This is a genomic window from Mesorhizobium sp. RCAM 05104 (genome assembly GCF_059683645.1).
In genome coordinates, this window is the sequence record NZ_CM185033.1 from 2,670,590 (window position 1) to 2,686,161 (window position 15,572).

The following is a 15,572-nucleotide window of genomic DNA, read 5'->3' on the forward strand; positions in this document are numbered from 1 at the left end:
CGGAGCATGGTAGCTTCCCGCCATGGACGAAGCGGCTTCGGAGATTGCCAGATTGCGCGCCGCGCTTGCGGCATCGGAGGCTCGTGCCGCCTCGGCCGAGGCCGAACTCGCACAGGTGCGCGCTGTCGCCACAACCTCCGAGGCGATGATCAGGCGCCTCAAGCTCGAGATCGCCAAACTGCGGCGGGAGCAGTATGGCCAGAGCTCGGAACGCCGCGCCCGGCTGATCGACCAGATGGAGTTGGAACTCGAAGAGCTCGAGGCCGACGCCACCGAGGACGAGATCGCGGCAGAACGCGCCGCGGCGAAGATCACGAACGTTTCTGCGTTCGAACGTCGTCGTCCGGCACGCAAACCGTTCCCTGAACACTTGCCGCGCGAGCGCTTGGTCATCGAGGCTCCCTCGACCTGCACCTGCTGCGGTTCGGCTCGTATCGTAAAGATGGGCCAAGACATCACCGAGACGCTGGAGGTGATCCCTCGCCAGTGGAAAGTGATCCAGACGGTGCGCGAGAAGTTCACGTGCCGGGATTGCGAGAAGATCTCGCAGCCACCAGCACCTTTCCATGCCACACCGCGCGGATGGGCAGGACCGAACCTGCTGGCTACGATCCTCTTCGAGAAGTTCGGCCAGCATCAGCCGTTGAACCGCCAGGCCGAGCGTTATGCCAGGGAAGGCGTCGATCTCAGCCTCTCCACGCTGGCCGATCAGGTCGGGGCTTGCGCGACCGCCTTGCAGCCGATCCATGATCTGATCAGCGTCCATGTTCTGGCAGCCGAACGGCTGCATGGCGATGACACGACCGTGCCGCTTCTGGCTCGAGGCGCAACAAGGCAGGCCAGGCTCTGGACCTACGTCCGCGATGAGCGCCCCTTCGCGGGTGGTGCTCCTCCTGCAGCACTCTTCTACTTCTCTCCCGATCGCGAGAAGACCCTGTCGCATTGCCTCAAGGAAAATGTTACCGCGCGGGTTCGTTGCCTCACCTAAAATGTTACCCGTGAAGGCGCATGTCGCCATGGTACCTTCACCACCAGGGAGGCAACATGAAGACGAAGATGACACATGCCATGCGTGTGGAACTGGCCAATGCGGTCAGGGATCGCTATGCGGCCGCAACGACCAAGGACAAGCGCCGGATCTTGGAGGAGTTCATTGCGGCGACGGGGTATCACGAAAAGTCCGCAATCCGTGTCCTGAACAGCCGCCCGGAGCCAAAGCACCGTCAGATCCGCCAACGCCCGTCGCTCTATGACGAGGCCGCGCGGGCCGCCTTGATCGTGCTGTGGGAAGCTTCTGATCGAGTTTGCGGCAAGCGCCTCAAGGCACTGCTGCCCATTCTATTGCCGGCGCTGGAACGCAATGGGCATTTGAAGCTCGAGGAGGAGATACACCACAAGGTCCTGTCGATGAGCGCCGCGACGATCGACCGCTTGCTCCAGATGCCAAGGCGCACCATGCGTACGAAAAAGCCGCCAAGGGTTATGCCAGAGCCCCGGCGGCGCATCAAAATGCGCACCTTTGCCGACTGGAACGAGCCGCTGCCCGGCAGCATGGAGATGGACCTGGTCGCTCATTGCGGGGAAGTCAACCGCGGTAGCTACGTTCACAGCCTGGTTCTGACCGACATCGCGAGCGGATGGACGGAGGCCGCGCCCATCGTGGTCCGAGAAGGTACCCTCGTGGTCGAGACACTCGATCGGATCCGCACGGGCTTGCCCTTTGCCCTGAGAGCGCTGGATGTGGATAATGGCAGCGAGTTCGTCAACAACCGGCTGATCGAATATTGCCTTGGTCACGGCATCGAACTCACTCGCTCGCGGCCTTACCGTAAGAACGACCAAGCGTGGATAGAGCAGAAAAATGGCGCCGTAGTACGGAAGCTCCTGGGGTATCGGCGCTTCGAGGGCTTGGCGGCGGCCAGAGCGATCACGCGCCTCTACGCGGCATCCCGGCTGTTCGTGAACTTCTTCCAGCCCTCGTTCAAGCTGGCTGCCAAACAGCGTGACGGTGCGAAGGTAGCTAAGCGCTATCATCCACCGCAGACTCCCTGCGAGCGTCTCCTGCAGGCGGAGGCTATCCCGATGACCGCCAAGAACAAGCTGCGCGAGATCGCCGGCGACCTCGATCCGCTGAAGCTGCTGGAGGAGATGCGAGCTGTCCAGGCTTATCTGGCGGCGCTGGCTGACGGCGAAACACCGCCACCGGCGACATCGGAACCGCCCAACCTGGCCGCGTTCGTAGCCAGCCTATCGAGCGCCTGGCATGCGGGCGAGATACGTCCGACCTTCTCCATTGAGGCCAAACCGCGTTACCTGCGAAGTCTACAAAAGGTCTCGACACAAACCCTTATTGCGAGTCCCTCGCCGACGCTCAAACCGGTGATCCCACCCACTCCTCCCGTGACAGCCGCGAAGATGCAGGAGAAGCCGAAGCTGGTCTACGCCGAGCCTGGCCAAGCCCGCGTCCAGGCGCTCCGCATGGTGTGGCCGATCGTTTGTCGCCGATTGGAGGAATTCCCCAACATCAACGCCACGCAGCTCTTCGAGGAGCTGTGCGTCCAGTTTCCAGGTCGATTTACCCGCAAGCAGTACAAAACACTCGTTCGACGGGTCAATCTCTGGCGCCAAGCGGCTCGCGCCCGCGGTGTTGTCGTTGGGCCAAAGACTTATCGTCGGCTCAACGACAAACCGCGCGGCCGACGTCCCGACATCTTTAAGGACCATTGGGAAGAGATGGCACGATGCCTTGAAGAGCGTCCGGATCAGACCGCACTTGAACTTCTCGTCGAGTTCCAGGTCCGTTATCCCGGACGATACAGCTTGCACCAGCTTCACACGTTGCAGAAGCGAGTAAGGGCGTGGCGACAACAAGCCGTGCAGCGGCTCATCGGCGAGGTCAGCAGCCTAGCGCCGTATGTCGCTTCAGATTCCGCACGTCTGGCGAGCGGGTAACATTCTTGGTGAGGCAGCTGGTAACAAAATTAGGTGAGGCAACACGACAATCTAGGCACGATCTCCAAGTGTCGAAGACGGTCGAAAACCGCTGACAAACGACGACAAGAGCTGAAGCGCTGGAAAGAGCAAAGGCGGCCGCCCGCGCGCTCTTCAACTAGCGCTGTAGCGGGCGGTCGCCTTTGCGGCGCGGTGCTGATCACGTGAGGTTGAGAAGGCGGTAGACGCGGGGCACGTCTCCAGGCGCCCTGAGGCGGCTTTCGACGTACCCCGCCATGCGCCTGCCTTGTGGTATCTGCGGGTAATCAGCGCCGCAGAAACAATCCGGCGTAACACCGATCTCAACTGGCAAGTCCGGGCTCGGTGTCACGCTCCACTGACGGTGCGCGACCTGCATTATCGCATTGTCAGCGCATTCCGTCGACCTTTTCCCCGAACTCCCAGCGGCGCTCCGAAAGGACCGTCGCGGATGCTCACGGGCCGCTTCTTTCTGTGCGGCCGCTGCCGTTCGCAGGTAACGATCTGCCGCAGCTGCGACCGGGGACAGCGCTACTGCGGCCAGGACTGCGCCCGTGCTGCCCGCCGCGAGAGTGTGCGCGAGGCGGGGCGACGTTATCAGCGCAGCCGCCGTGGACGCCTGGCTCATGCGGTCCGGGCCCGACGACATCGGGCTCGGCACAATAAAGTGACGCATCATTCTCCACCTGCATCTCCTGCCGGTTCACTACTGGTCAGTCCCTCGAACGATGTCGTCGCTGCTTTTGCTGACGTCGTCGGGCGGGCGACGACATCGGTCATGCCCACGCCGTGCTGTCGGCGCTGCGACTGTCGACTGTCGCCGTTCGTTCGCACCGGCTTCGTGCGTCGCCGGGGGCCTCGTTATGCCCGTGAAGCTGACTACGCAGACGGAGAGCCCGCATCATGACCATCAGCCCCGAACTGGAAGCGCAGATCCTGCGCCTGTATCACGCCGAGAAGTGGCGCTGCGGCACCATCGCCAGGCAATTGCATGTCCATCACACGACGGTACATCGCGTTCTGGCCCAGGCGGGATTGCCCCGGCACAAGCCGCTGCAGAGAGCCTCAATCATTGAACCGTATCTTCCATTCATTGAGCAGACGCTGGAAAAGTTCCCCTCGCTGACCGCCAGCCGCCTTTATGCGATGGTGCGCGAGCGCGGCTACCGGGGCTTGCCGACGCACTTTCGGCACCTGGTTGCCCTGCACCGTCCCCGCAAGCCGGCCGAGGCGTTCCTGCGGCTACGCACATTGCCGGGCGAGCAGGGACAGGTCGACTGGGCCCACTTCGGTCACATCGAGATCGGCAACGCCCGCCGGCCGCTAATGGCGTTCGTGATGGTGCTTTCCTACTCACGCGACATCTACCTGCGCTTCTTCCTCGACGCGCGCATGGAAAACTTCCTGCGCGGTCACGTCGGCGCGTTCAACACATGGTGCGGGCTGCCCAGGGTCCTGCTCTACGACAATCTCAAGAGTGCGGTGCTCGAGCGCCAAGGCGATGCGATCCGCTTCCATCCGACGCTGCTTGCCTTCGCCGGCTTCTATCGGTTCGAGCCACGTCCTGTTGCGGTTGCCCGGGGCAACGAAAAAGGCCGCGTCGAGCGCGCCATACGGCATATAAGGGAAGCATTCTTCATCGCCCGCAGGTTCACCGATCTCGACGATCTGAATGCCCAGGCCGAACAGTGGTGCCGCAACCAGGCAGCCGACCGGCCATGCCCCGAGGACCGGACGATGACGGTCCGCCAGGCGTTTGCGCAAGAGCAGCCACTGCTTCTGCCGCTGCCCGCCAACCCATACCCCGTCGAGGAGCAGGTCGCCGCCAAGGTTGGCAAAACGCCCTATGTGCGCTTCGACCTCAACGATTACTCGGTACCGCATGCTCATGTCCGGCGCACGCTCAGCGTGCGCGCCGATCTCGGCCTGGTCCGCGTCTTCGAAGGCGCAAAGATGATCGCCAGTCACCGTCGCAGCTATGATCGTGACCAGCAGATCGAGGACCCTCAGCACCTCAAGGCTCTCGTCGCAATCAAGCGCGAGGCGCGCCAGCATCGCGGCCTCAACAGCCTGACGCGCGCCGTGCCGGCCTGCCAGACCCTGATGATCCGGGCCGCCGAGCGTGGCTCCAATATCGGTGCGATCAAAAACGCGATGCTGAAACTGCTTGACCTGTACGGCGCGCAGGAACTGCAGGCCGCCGTCGAGGAAGCTTTGCATGCCGGCGCCTCCCATTCGAGGTCGGTTCGCGACGTACTGGAACGCCGCCGGGTCGCCCGTGGTGCTCCGCCGCCGGTCGAAACGAGCCTGCCCGAACACGTGCGGCGCAAGGATACGACGGTACGGCCGCATCGCCTCGACAGCTACGACCAACTGACCCTTGGAGGCAAAGATGATGAATAATCCCGACATCCTGCTCAACCGGGCCAAGGCGTTGCGCCTCAATGGCCTGATCACCCATTGGGACGAAATCGCTGACGCGGACTGGCTGGCCGCCGTCCTTCAATGGGAAGAAGAGGAGCGCTCCGACCGTTCGATGCGGCGACGCATGCGTGCCGCCAGGCTCGGCCACTTCAAGCAACTGTCCGATTATGACTGGCACTGGCCGCGCCGCATCGACCGCGCCGCCGTCGAGGATCTGATGACCCTGTCCTTCATGAACGATGCCGCCAACATCGTCTTTATCGGCCCCAACGGCGTCGGGAAATCGACACTTGCTCGCAATGTCGCTCACCAGGCGCTCATCTGCGGTCACACCGTCCTCTTCCGAACCGCCAGCGAGATGCTCGGCGAACTCGCCGCCCTCGACAGCGATGCAGCCTTGCGCCGACGGCTTCACCACTACGCCGCCGCCGACGTTCTTGCGATCGACGAGGTCGGGTATCTGTCCTACTCGAACCGTCATGCGGACCTGCTGTTCGAGCTCATCAGCCGGCGCTACGAAAAACGCTCAACCATCATCACCACCAACAGACCCTTCGCTGATTGGTCGGAGGTCTTTCCCAATGCCGCCTGCGTCGTCAGCCTCGTCGACCGCCTCATGCACCGATCCGAGGTGATCTCCATCGAAGGCGATTCCTATCGCTTCAAGGAAGCGGCCGAGCGATCAAAGGCACAGCGCGAAAAACGCACCAGCCGCTCCTCCGGCGAAAAGGTGCCCGCGGCATGAAACCAGATCCTCAACCGTCCGGCCTCAGTCGTGGAATCCACTTCCTCATCAATCCCGAATGGACACCCGAACAGGCGCTCGCTGTCTTCGAGCTCCTCAACGATCTCGCCGATAGCATCTGGTCGCACTACGGCGTCCAACTCCAGGAACTTATCCAGGAGCAGCAACGAACACCGACCAATCACAGCGATATCGAAAAAGCCCCGTCCTCGCTCTGAAGCACACATCCTCGACACTCGGCGGCCTGCGAAGGCCGCCTTTTTGTTCCGTCCACAAGCACCAAACTCTTGTCGTCGTTTAGCCGCGCTTTTGAAAAGCCATCAACACCAAGACGCTGTCGCCAATGCTGCGCATTGGCTACCTCGTGGTACCGCCGGAATTGCAGGACGTCTTCGCGACGGCCAAGCAGCTTCTGGACAGGCATTCTCCGGTGGCCGAGCAGGAGGCCCTGGCCATGCTCATCGAAAGCGGCGGCTATGAAAGCCATGTGCGGCGCGTCCGCCGTCTGAACGGCGAGCGCCGAGAGACCCTGCTCGCCGCCCTTCGACGCGCGTTCGCAGACCGCATCGTCATCGAAGGCGCTGATGCCGGGCTGCATGTCGTCGTCTGGTTCAAGGACCTCCGTCGGTCATTGGAGGACGTGCTGGTTGAAGAGGCGCGACGAGAAGGCGTGGGTGTTCATTCAATATCGCCGCTCTACGGTCGGGAAATGGATGAAGGCCGCGCCACCGGATTGGATTGGTGATGGGCTATTCCGCCTTGACCACGCGCCAGATCAAGAACGGCGTTCGATTGCTCACGGACGCTGTCGATCGGGTGAGAAGGAACTCTCCAGATTGAAGTTGTGGTTTGTTCCTCTCGGGAGTTTTAGCCGTTGGCTGTCAGATATGAAGGCATGGCAACACCTTACGCACTTATGAGCAATAAAATAAATCATAGCTTGTTTTTTAACAGATTGCTTCATATAGTAAGACACAGTTGCGCAGATCGTCGACACCTGCGTCGAAAGCGGGAAAGGAAAAGCCATAGCTTCTGAATTGCGCTCTGCTAGGGTCTTTTTCAAGGACCACCTTGCCGGTACGTTGTCAGAGACACCTGCCGGAGGCACCCGCTTTGCCTACGAGCGGGGTTGGACGGAGGATGTTGCCTGCTGCTTTCCAGTCACGCGGAACGAGTATGATTGGACGTCAGGCCTACATCCCTTTTTCCAACATCTCGGACCCGAGGGCTGGCTGCGCGAGCAACAGGCACGCGCGGCTCATGTTGACGGTCAGGACGATCTTGGCCTGCTGCTGCGATACGGTTCAGATTGCATTGGTGCTGTGAGCGTTGTCCCGCCCGAAGGTTCCGAGCTTCCCGCGGCAGCCGCCGAGGCCACGACCAGTCCTGGCCGTACGGTTTCAGGGATACAGAAGAAGCTCCTTGTTGTGCGCGGCAAGGATGGCTTTGTCCCGGCCGGAGCAACTGGACCGGCTCCCTATATCGCAAAATTCAACTCCGAAAGCATTCCGACGCTCGTCCGCAACGAGGCCTTGAGCTTGCGGTGGGCCGGCGTAGTGCTCGGCGCGAAAGAAGTCAACGAGTTCCAATCCGCACCGGTGGGTGACGAGTATGCCCTCATTGTCACCCGGTTCGACCGCGGGCCGAAGGGAGAAAAGTTCCGACAGGAAGATTGCGCGCAGATCCTCGCCAAGCCCCGCGGCCAGGACTATGGAGGCAAATACGATGCTGCCTACGAAGATGTGGCCACGATCATCAAAAAGCACTCATCGCGCGCAGTCATCGACCTTCAGCGCTTCTTTCAGCGTTTGGTGGCCTTTGCGCTTGTCGGGAACTGCGACGCCCATCTCAAGAATTTCTCCCTATTGGAAACGCCGACGGGACTTAGGCTCTCGCCCGCCTATGATGTCCTCAATACCGCAATCTATGACGGTTTTGATCAAACATTGGCACTGACCATCCGCGGCAAGCAGGTCAACCTTGGCGCTGCCGACGGCGAGCTGTTCCGAGGTTTCGGAGGCGATATTGGCCTTCCGGATCGCGTCATCGACCAGACGCTGAAGGAGCTTAAGCGACTGGTCGCCAAAGCTTCAGCGGTCATCCAGCCGCCTGCAGCCGAAGGACCCGACGGTTTTGTCACCAGATATTCTGAGATCGTGAGTAACCAATGCCTGAGAATCCTCGGGGAATAGGCCCGCTGAGCTGGCGCACGCTCGTTGATGAAGCGCTCGCCCGCCGAAAAGAAGAACGTATGACCCAGCGCGAGCATGCAGCGCTCGCTGGTGTCAGCATCCCGACCATTGCAGCGTTCGAACGGGGCGAGCACACCCTCACGCTCGCAAAGGCTTTCGACATCCTTCGTGTTGTCGGACTTTTGGACGAGCCTGCCGAAGGCGGTGCGCAGGACCGGTTCGTGCGGGAGGCATTTGAGCGGTGGCGCGCCCTCACGAATGATTTGCGAAGCGACAACCCTGCCAGGTTTCCAAACGGCTGGTATCGGTTCGACTACTGCCTGGAAGGTGATCTGAAGTCATTTGCTCTGACGGAGTTCGAGCAGGTCCTGGACAAAGCGGTCACCAGGCACACTGGTTGGCCGGTCTTCATGATGCTGACCCGGGAAGATCTTGCCCCACGCAAGGTCGGCGGAGCCATCGAGGTTTGGCTGCCCCCGGAGAGTGACGGGATCAAGCGTGGTAGCGACCCCGCGCATTGCGACTTCTGGCGTGCCGTACCCTCGGGACGATTGTTCCTGATCCGTGGCTATCAGGAAGACGGTCAGGAGACTTTTCCGCCGGCGAGTGTATTCGATACGACATTGCCTGTATGGCGGATGGGCGAGGCGCTCCTTCACGCCGAGCGACTAGCTGGTCTTATGCGGAAGGACCCGGAAAGCCAGATCACGGTCCGGTTTCGTGCGCTCTATACCGGACTGACCGGCCGGCTCTTGCGGAACTGGGCGAACCCGATCAGTGAACTTATGTTTGAGGGGAGGCCTGCTCGCAGCGACGAGGTACTGGTTGAAACCGAGGTCCCCGTGGCCGATATCAGTTCCCGCCTTGCGGACATTCTATTTCCTATGGTGGCCGCCATCTACGAACGGTTCGGCGTTGTAGGTCTCACCACAAATCGCATCCAGGCGGAGGTCGGACGCCTTCTGAGCAGCAGGATGCGATAGATCGCAGCCAAGCCCCGTCTCATCACGCCGGAGCACAGTCAATGGACTGCTACTTTTTGGGGAAAAGTTCGGGAAAAAGCAGCAGCGCAAATTGGCCGGTGAGCGTGTCCGGTCCATCTTGGATCTCCGCTTCTGCCGCAATGAACTTGTCACGAACGCTTTTTCTCTCGAAGAGATATCCAGCGTCCGTGACGGTGATTGTCTTCCGCAGCAGGCGCGCGAAACCATGTCGCCGGTCCACCGCCAGGAATGTGTTGATCAACTCGGCAAGGTTGTGCTGCTGCGAGCCGATGAGTTTCTTTTGAATGAAGGAAAGAATGCAGTTCAAGGAGAGCGTCGTAGTCAGCCTCGACGAGCAGCTCGCCTGTGAGGCCATCCTGCCCGATCGTCGCCGCAACTTCATCGAGCAACGCTATGCGATCCGGCCGTGGCGTGCCGATTTCGGTCGTTGCGGTGAGCCAGCGTGATCGAAAATCGACGTGCCAGGCTGGCCGAGGCGCAACCGCAAATGGGGGTCCACTCGGTGGCTAGAGCACGTCCTGTGATCGATGAATCGATTGTGATGTGACGGCTGCGTTTTGTGCTGATTCAACATCCACTACCGTTGGCATCGACCTTGCGAAGTCGGTGTTCCAGATTGGTGCGATTGATGCCGCCGGCAATGTTATCGTCCGGCGACAGTTGCGTCGCCAGCGGATGTTGAAGTTCTTCGAGCAGTTGGGCCTTGGTTCATTGGGATGGAGGCGTGCGACACTGCCCGCTACTGGGCGCCAATTAGGTGTCGGTGACAAATTGGAGGCCGACGGCATCGCGATCGTGCCGGCACTGCTCGTCTTCGGCGCTTTCTCGCTCTCTCCACTTCAAAACATCTTCCAGCTGCTGCTGAATTTCACTGGCGAGCGCGAGTAGCGACTGGCCGTTGTGGGCGAGGGCGAGGTAGCCGGAGGGATCCTCCGGCCACAATTCGTTGCGCAACACCCAGCCACACCTTGAGTCCCAAAGAGCTTTTGCTTAGTTTGCCACAGCATCGGCCTTCAACAGCGGCCCGCGAGGACATGTGGCACAAGACAGCCAAACCCTTCATGGCGACGGCATCTCGGCTGTTATAGTGGGGCAGGGTGCCGAACTGGTGTCGCTGCAAGATGCGCAAGGATTTGAGTTTCTGTGGCAGGCCGGGCCGGCCTGGCGGCGCCATTCTCCGGTGCTGTTTCCGATTGTCGGCCGGCTAAAGGGCGATCAACTGCGTCACCGCGGCCGGCCCTATGCGATGACGCAGCACGGCTTCGCGCGCGACAAGCCTTTTGTGTGGGCGGACAGGGGGCCTCGATCCTGCACGCTGGTTCTTACCGACGACGCCGACACCCGCGCGCACTATCCCTTCGCCTTTCGCCTGGCCGTGACTTACACGCTGGAACGCCAGCAACTCGGCGTGACCTTCGAGGTCACCAACACAGGCGAAGAGCTGTTGCCGGCCTCCATCGGCGCGCACCCGGCGTTCAACTGGCCGTTGCTGTCGGAGTTACCTAAGGAGGCCTACCGCCTGACCTTTGCCGATGATGAGCCGGCGCCGATTCCTCGCCTTAAGGATGGCCTCCTGCTCGCAGCACCGCGGCCGACGCCGATCGAAGGCAGGACGCTTGCACTGTCCGAACGGCTGTTCGATGACGATGCCGTCATTCTGGATCGGCCCGCAAGCACCAGCGTGCGCTACGCGGCAGGCGATCGAATTGTCATGGCAGGGATTTCCAGAACTGGGCATCTGGTCAATGCCGGGCGGCGCCCCGTTCCTGTGCATCGAACCCTGGCACGGCATAGCAAGCCCTGTGGACTTCGATGGCAACTTCATCGATAAGCCGGGCCTGATGCTGGTCGCACCGGGGGCGAAGCGGTCGCTTAATTACCGGATCAGGCTGGAGGGTTCGTTGCGCGTCCGAGACTAAGGTCATGATGGCGACACGTGGCAATGATCATTCTCAGAATGTGGCAGACGTGGACCGCGCATTTGGCTGATTGTGAGCAGCCATTTCACGAGATGATGAGCGGCCGCTTCGCCCGACCTGTTCATTGATTCAGGTGTTTGCGGCTGGGTCAAGAGCATGGGCGCGAGCCTCTCGCGCCGTGCTTGTGCGGATTCCGGCACTCGGTGCTGGCGAATACGTGCACATGCAACTTAAGCGACGGCGGAAGCAGCCGTCGCAGGAACGGGCCAGGAAATCCTCGCCGCCCTGCCCTGTCCGCTCATTCAGCGGTTGGCGGCGCAAACTGCGACCGGACCTTGGCCCACTGATCGGCCGCGCGGAAGCCGCTGTGAATGGTGTAGCACGATCGGAAATTTCATCCAGCGCGGCAGCCAGCCTCTCGAGTTTCTCGCGACCGTTCTCGCCGGACCGGCAACGATCGTCTTATGCCTGTTGACCTTCTCGGCGAAATTGCCGTTCGCGACACGCTCGACTGCAACATTGGCCAGCATGCGTTGGCAATATCCTTGTTGCGCAGGAGATCGAAGAAGGCATCGTCCGGCGGCCACAATGCGCCCATGCCAACATTCAGATGGTTACCGACCGCCTGGGCCACGGCGCATCAGGCCTCCATCGTCTCGCCATGCGATGGTGAGAGCGCGCACTACATCGTCGTCGGAGCGCTCCAAAGGGCGGGCGAAGATAGGGGCCGTGGCATAGTCGCGGCCATTGCCGCCGGCTTCGCGCCGCCCTCATCCGGCGTGCCGACCAATGCCAAAACCTTGCGCCGCTTTCGGCTCGAGCTCCCGGCTCAAGCTTGAACGTCTCGTACAAACCATCTGGCCTGCGGCGACTTCAACGCAGTGGCGCCTGGCATCGATGCGTCAGATTACGTCATCCGCGTGGCGTACGCGCTCTCATGGTCTTGGCGCTTCGGGACCGTGCGGTGGCCACGCTTTCTGGCGGCGCGAAGCCCGTGATCCCGTGTCCAAAAACTGACAGCGGCAGACAAAGTGTCAGGTTCACGGCAACACGGGACGAGGGTGTCTCGCCTTGTTGCCGGACAACGAAGCCAAAGCTTCCGAAGGTTTGGGCCGGACAAGGTAAAATAAGATGAGCGCGGACGGTAAAAAAAACGCGGTGTATCTGGCGTCTCAAATGCACGGAATATTGCATTCCGCTATGGTGGTCGCCCTTCAAATTTCAGCTTGGCGATAGGGCACACGACTCATCCGCGTCTGGGTGGTTCGCCGTTCCTTAACGCTATGATCCTGGGGCAAATGCTGCCAGGATTTAAACCAAGTCAACGTATGTTGAAGGCTGCGGACGCTTGTATTGAGGTATGCCCCGTTCTTGGTGCGCCTTTCCAGTGAAAGAAGCGGAAAAACCGCAAATGACTTGGCTCCGATTGTAGGCGGGCTGTGCCGCCCTTCTTCTTCGACATCTTCTCGTACTCCCTGGAATGGAACAGTGATTGGCGTCCAGAACAATGATATCGGACCGTCCAGCATCGAGTGGCTTGCGCCGGATGGCGCTCCCCGGCCCCTCGCGAGCGGCGCGCACGGCGGCCGGCCTGACGGCTCACAAACCGTATACGCGCGCAAGGACGGCCGCGAGCACTGCCACATCGTCTGGTCATGCATCGACTGGCAGAGCGAGAAGGCGGTCCATCTCGCTTTCGATCATGAAAAGCTCATGATGGTCAGCCGCGAGTTCGCGCGCGATCATGGCCTTCATCTGCCGGACGGGTACAAGCGTGATCGTTCCGATGATAAGCGCCGCCCGCAGTCTTTTTATTAGAGCCGGCAGGAGCCCTGACCGGGCTCTCGAAGGAAGAGCGTATGATCATGATCACGCAGGCCTTCCGGCAGAGCGACAATGCGCGCTCGTTTGTCCGGGCGCTCGAAGCTAGGGACTATGTGCTCGCGACAGGGCGGGTGGAGCGACGGGCGCTGGCGCAGAGCCTTTCGCATAGGGCAGCGCGAGCGACGGTCGCGGATTGAAGGTGGTGGCGAACTCGGCCGGTGTCTGGCCAGGCGATTTGGGAGTGCGGCCGCGCGGTGTTGCAGTCGCGCGCCCAGGGCGATGGCGACGCGCGCCGTGCGCAATGTAATGCCATTCGACCGGTTCTGACTCGCCGGGAGAGGATGGCGTTCGAGATGAACTCACTGGCATTGTCGCTGACCAGTGATGAGCCGGTCCAATTCGCGGGCAACCGAGCGCCCTCTCGACCGTACTGAATAGCGCGCCTTTGCCATACCGGCGGATTAGCGCGGCCGACCTTACTTCGGCAGAAGCGAGCAATTTCTGCACCAGGCGCGCAACGTATGCCACTCCTTCAGATCGCCCAGCGATACGTCTGGGCCTGCATGTATGCTGCCTTCGATGATGGCGTGCGGCGACACTTTCGGCTCGCCGGGTGTGATGATCGTCTTCTGCGCCTTGACCCACTCGGGGACATTGCCGTTCGGCCGTCCCGACCAAGGCCAAAGCCTCGCGCCGTTTTCCGCTCCCGGGCCGAGCTTGAACGTCTCGTCGATGATGTTCTGGCGTGCGGCGAACTCAACGCCCAGGCGCTTGGCCTCGATGCATGACACGACGTGATGCGGCGGTGTCGCACGGGTTCTCACGGTTTGGCGCTTCAGGATCGTGCGGATGGGACCACGCTTTTCTGGCAGCGCGAAAGCAACGGGCAATGCGTGTCCAAAACCTGACAGAGGCAGAAACTTGTCAGGTTCTTTACAACCGCCATCCGGGCACTGCGGAGGCTTTTCAAAGCATATTCATGGGGTTACTGCGCGCTGAGCGCGCTGGCACAGCTTTTGCGCTCTTAAGGGCGACTGCACGCGATGGGCAAGACGAGCGATGCTCTCTCCTGAATCCGTGTGCCGTCTCTGAGCGGGAACAAGCTCGCGCAGAAAGCAAGCTCTGGAGACCTACATTGGCGGAATTATGGATCGAGTCCCCGGCTCCTTCGATTAAAGTCGAGACCTGGCTGCGTGGCGAGCCGCTCACCAGCTTCGAGCCCGGAAAACTGTACATCGTCGAATTTTGGAGAACTACGTGCGGCCCATGTGTGGACGCGATGCCCCATCTTATGCAGCTGCAGGAGAAATACAGGGAGAGTGGCGTTGAGATCGTCGCAGTCGCGGCATATGAACGCGCTCCCACGGCCGATGAGGCCCGAAGCAATCTGGACGCGTGGTTGACCGAAAAGTTCCCGAATCTGAACTATCGGATGGCGTTCGACTCCTCAGGCGAAATGGACAAGCTTTGGATGGAGCCCAGCTTTTCTTTCACGATTCCCACCAGTTTCGTGGTCGACCGAGACGGCCACATCGCCTTTATTGGTGAACCGACGGAACTCGATGAGGTTTTGCCGAGGGTGCTCAACGGCAGCTGGCGCACCAGCGATCAAGCGAAAGCCGTCGCGACCAAGCGGATCGCGAAAGGCGAAACCGAAGCGCGCGAACGAGCGCTGAAGAAGCCGATCAGGGACAAATTTCAGGCGGCGGTGGAGAAAGGGGATTGGAAGACGGCGCTCTCGGCGATCGAAGAGGGCATCACCTTGTTGCCCGACAACCTCAATTTCCGCCAGTCTCAGGTGACTCTGTTGCTTCACAAAATGCGCGACATGGAGGCCGGCTTGCCCGCAATGCGCCAATTCGTTCGCGATGCGATCGATAGAAACTCCGAACATTGGATGATTGAGGCGCTAGATCAACTCTTCACGCCGGGCTTTGATTATTCCGGCTTTCCGTCTGCTGAGCGCTTCGCGATGGGCGAAGAGCTGTCCAAACACATCGTGGCACTGCCACAAGGCGACGGCTATAAGTTCGTGTCTTATCCGATGGTCGCTCAGTACTATCATGAGAGCGGCAACAAAGCACGCGCCATCGAGTTGGTCGAGCAGGCACTGAAAGCGCTGGAGGGTCCGGAGCCTATCTCGAACGAACTGAAACAGCACCTTCTACCGGAGTTGCTGCAGGCTCTGGCCAACTACAAGGGTGAGAAGGTTTGTCACGGCGCTCTCTGTGTGGCTCCGCAAAAGGACTCTCCCAAAAGCTGAAAGGGGCGGCCAAGGAGGAAACCAAAGAAGGGGCGAGAGTCGAAATGCCTTAGTGGTCAATTCGTCCACTTCCCTGGCGTGGTTGTGCAAATAGCCGGCCCAGGCGTCCAGCCCAGCCTCGCCGTCATCCGAAAACACGTGACCGACTAAGGAGAAGACGTTCCCTGATCACCTCACCAAAACATACTGCCGCTGCGGGTCTCCCGGACCCGTCAAAGATGGCACTGGAGT

At 60.8% G+C, this 15,572-nt stretch carries 14 protein-coding genes and 5 pseudogenes; 15 read left to right on the forward strand and 4 right to left on the reverse strand.

What is annotated here, in order from left to right; all coding sequences use genetic code 11:
• Nucleotides 1–22 precede the first annotated feature (22 nt).
• The 9 genes and pseudogenes from tnpC to AC56QP_RS13255 all read left to right on the forward strand — a co-directional run.
• A pseudogene (gene tnpC / locus AC56QP_RS13215) lies at nt 23–928 on the forward strand (IS66 family transposase); the annotation flags it as partial.
• A gap of 116 nt (nt 929–1,044) precedes the next feature.
• Nucleotides 1,045–2,952, forward strand: a complete 1,908-nt coding sequence (locus AC56QP_RS13220) for a DDE-type integrase/transposase/recombinase (protein WP_489859614.1) — start codon at nt 1,045–1,047, stop codon at nt 2,950–2,952.
• Nucleotides 2,953–3,873: 921 nt separating this feature from the next.
• Nucleotides 3,874–5,373, forward strand: a complete 1,500-nt coding sequence (gene istA, locus AC56QP_RS13225) for an IS21 family transposase (protein WP_497100500.1) — start codon at nt 3,874–3,876, stop codon at nt 5,371–5,373.
• A complete protein-coding gene (gene istB, locus AC56QP_RS13230) occupies nt 5,363–6,139 on the forward strand; it encodes an IS21-like element helper ATPase IstB (RefSeq protein ID WP_210308052.1) in 777 nt (258 codons plus the stop codon). The genes istA and istB overlap by 11 nt, the downstream gene beginning before the upstream one ends.
• On the forward strand, nt 6,136–6,357 hold the full coding sequence (locus tag AC56QP_RS13235; protein WP_183459435.1) for a hypothetical protein: 222 nt from the start codon (nt 6,136–6,138) through the stop codon (nt 6,355–6,357). Before istB ends, AC56QP_RS13235 begins: the two co-directional genes overlap by 4 nt.
• A gap of 107 nt (nt 6,358–6,464) precedes the next feature.
• Nucleotides 6,465–6,979 (forward strand): annotated as a pseudogene (locus tag AC56QP_RS13240) (MocR-like pyridoxine biosynthesis transcription factor PdxR); the annotation flags it as partial.
• 242 nt (nt 6,980–7,221) lie between these two features.
• Nucleotides 7,222–7,413: pseudogene (locus AC56QP_RS13245) on the forward strand (HipA N-terminal domain-containing protein); the annotation flags it as partial.
• Nucleotides 7,414–7,461: 48 nt separating this feature from the next.
• Complete coding sequence (locus AC56QP_RS13250) at nt 7,462–8,331, forward strand: HipA domain-containing protein (protein ID WP_497101048.1); 870 nt, start codon at nt 7,462–7,464, stop codon at nt 8,329–8,331.
• Complete coding sequence (locus tag AC56QP_RS13255) at nt 8,307–9,314, forward strand: helix-turn-helix transcriptional regulator (protein ID WP_497100499.1); 1,008 nt, start codon at nt 8,307–8,309, stop codon at nt 9,312–9,314. The genes AC56QP_RS13250 and AC56QP_RS13255 overlap by 25 nt, the downstream gene beginning before the upstream one ends.
• 49 nt (nt 9,315–9,363) lie before the next feature.
• On the opposite strand, the gene AC56QP_RS13260 is transcribed toward AC56QP_RS13255, so the two are convergent.
• Complete coding sequence (locus AC56QP_RS13260; protein ID WP_497100498.1) at nt 9,364–9,642, reverse strand: hypothetical protein; 279 nt, start codon at nt 9,640–9,642, stop codon at nt 9,364–9,366.
• Between AC56QP_RS13260 and AC56QP_RS13265 the strand changes: the two genes are divergently transcribed.
• Complete coding sequence (locus tag AC56QP_RS13265) at nt 9,632–9,781, forward strand: hypothetical protein (protein ID WP_497100497.1); 150 nt, start codon at nt 9,632–9,634, stop codon at nt 9,779–9,781. The two genes, AC56QP_RS13260 and AC56QP_RS13265, sit on opposite strands and share 11 nt — an antisense overlap.
• Before the next feature lie 97 nt (nt 9,782–9,878).
• Nucleotides 9,879–10,084 (forward strand): annotated as a pseudogene (locus AC56QP_RS13270) (hypothetical protein); the annotation flags it as partial.
• A gap of 4 nt (nt 10,085–10,088) precedes the next feature.
• Here the strand turns inward: AC56QP_RS13270 and AC56QP_RS13275 are convergent.
• Complete coding sequence (locus tag AC56QP_RS13275; RefSeq protein WP_497100496.1) at nt 10,089–10,292, reverse strand: hypothetical protein; 204 nt, start codon at nt 10,290–10,292, stop codon at nt 10,089–10,091.
• A gap of 79 nt (nt 10,293–10,371) precedes the next feature.
• Between AC56QP_RS13275 and AC56QP_RS13280 the strand changes: the two are divergent.
• A pseudogene (locus AC56QP_RS13280) lies at nt 10,372–11,254 on the forward strand (aldose 1-epimerase family protein).
• Between the two features lie 302 nt (nt 11,255–11,556).
• On the opposite strand, the gene AC56QP_RS13285 reads toward AC56QP_RS13280, so the two are convergent.
• Nucleotides 11,557–11,784 carry a hypothetical protein gene (locus AC56QP_RS13285; RefSeq protein WP_497100495.1) on the reverse strand — a complete coding sequence of 76 codons (228 nt, stop codon included), beginning with the start codon at nt 11,782–11,784 and terminating at the stop codon, nt 11,557–11,559.
• A 958-nt stretch (nt 11,785–12,742) separates the two neighbouring features.
• Between AC56QP_RS13285 and AC56QP_RS13290 the strand changes: the two genes are divergently transcribed.
• Nucleotides 12,743–13,072, forward strand: a complete 330-nt coding sequence (locus AC56QP_RS13290) for a relaxase/mobilization nuclease domain-containing protein (protein ID WP_497100494.1) — start codon at nt 12,743–12,745, stop codon at nt 13,070–13,072.
• Between the two features lie 41 nt (nt 13,073–13,113).
• The gene (locus tag AC56QP_RS13295; protein WP_497100493.1) at nt 13,114–13,275 is read left to right on the forward strand and encodes a hypothetical protein; all 162 of its coding nucleotides are present in this window, start codon (nt 13,114–13,116) and stop codon (nt 13,273–13,275) included.
• Nucleotides 13,276–13,554: 279 nt separating this feature from the next.
• On the opposite strand, the gene AC56QP_RS13300 is transcribed toward AC56QP_RS13295, so the two are convergent.
• Complete coding sequence (locus AC56QP_RS13300) at nt 13,555–13,968, reverse strand: hypothetical protein (RefSeq protein WP_497100492.1); 414 nt, start codon at nt 13,966–13,968, stop codon at nt 13,555–13,557.
• A 245-nt stretch (nt 13,969–14,213) separates the two neighbouring features.
• Here AC56QP_RS13300 and AC56QP_RS13305 point away from each other — a divergent pair, with 245 nt between their 5' ends.
• Nucleotides 14,214–15,341, forward strand: coding sequence for a TlpA disulfide reductase family protein (locus tag AC56QP_RS13305; RefSeq protein ID WP_497100491.1), 1,128 nt, complete (start codon nt 14,214–14,216; stop codon nt 15,339–15,341).
• The last annotated feature ends 231 nt before the right edge of the window (nt 15,342–15,572 follow it).

Coding starts and splice junctions, on each gene's coding strand:
- AC56QP_RS13220 (WP_489859614.1), top strand. CDS start 1,045: ATGAAGACGAAGATGACACATGCCATGCGTGTGGAACTGGCCAATGCG.
- AC56QP_RS13255 (WP_497100499.1), top strand. CDS start 8,307: ATGCCTGAGAATCCTCGGGGAATAGGCCCGCTGAGCTGGCGCACGCTC.
- AC56QP_RS13235 (WP_183459435.1), top strand. CDS start 6,136: ATGAAACCAGATCCTCAACCGTCCGGCCTCAGTCGTGGAATCCACTTC.
- AC56QP_RS13265 (WP_497100497.1), top strand. CDS start 9,632: ATGCAGTTCAAGGAGAGCGTCGTAGTCAGCCTCGACGAGCAGCTCGCC.
- AC56QP_RS13295 (WP_497100493.1), top strand. CDS start 13,114: ATGATCATGATCACGCAGGCCTTCCGGCAGAGCGACAATGCGCGCTCG.
- istB (WP_210308052.1), top strand. CDS start 5,363: ATGATGAATAATCCCGACATCCTGCTCAACCGGGCCAAGGCGTTGCGC.
- istA (WP_497100500.1), top strand. CDS start 3,874: ATGACCATCAGCCCCGAACTGGAAGCGCAGATCCTGCGCCTGTATCAC.
- AC56QP_RS13285 (WP_497100495.1), bottom strand. CDS start 11,784: ATGCTGGCCAATGTTGCAGTCGAGCGTGTCGCGAACGGCAATTTCGCC.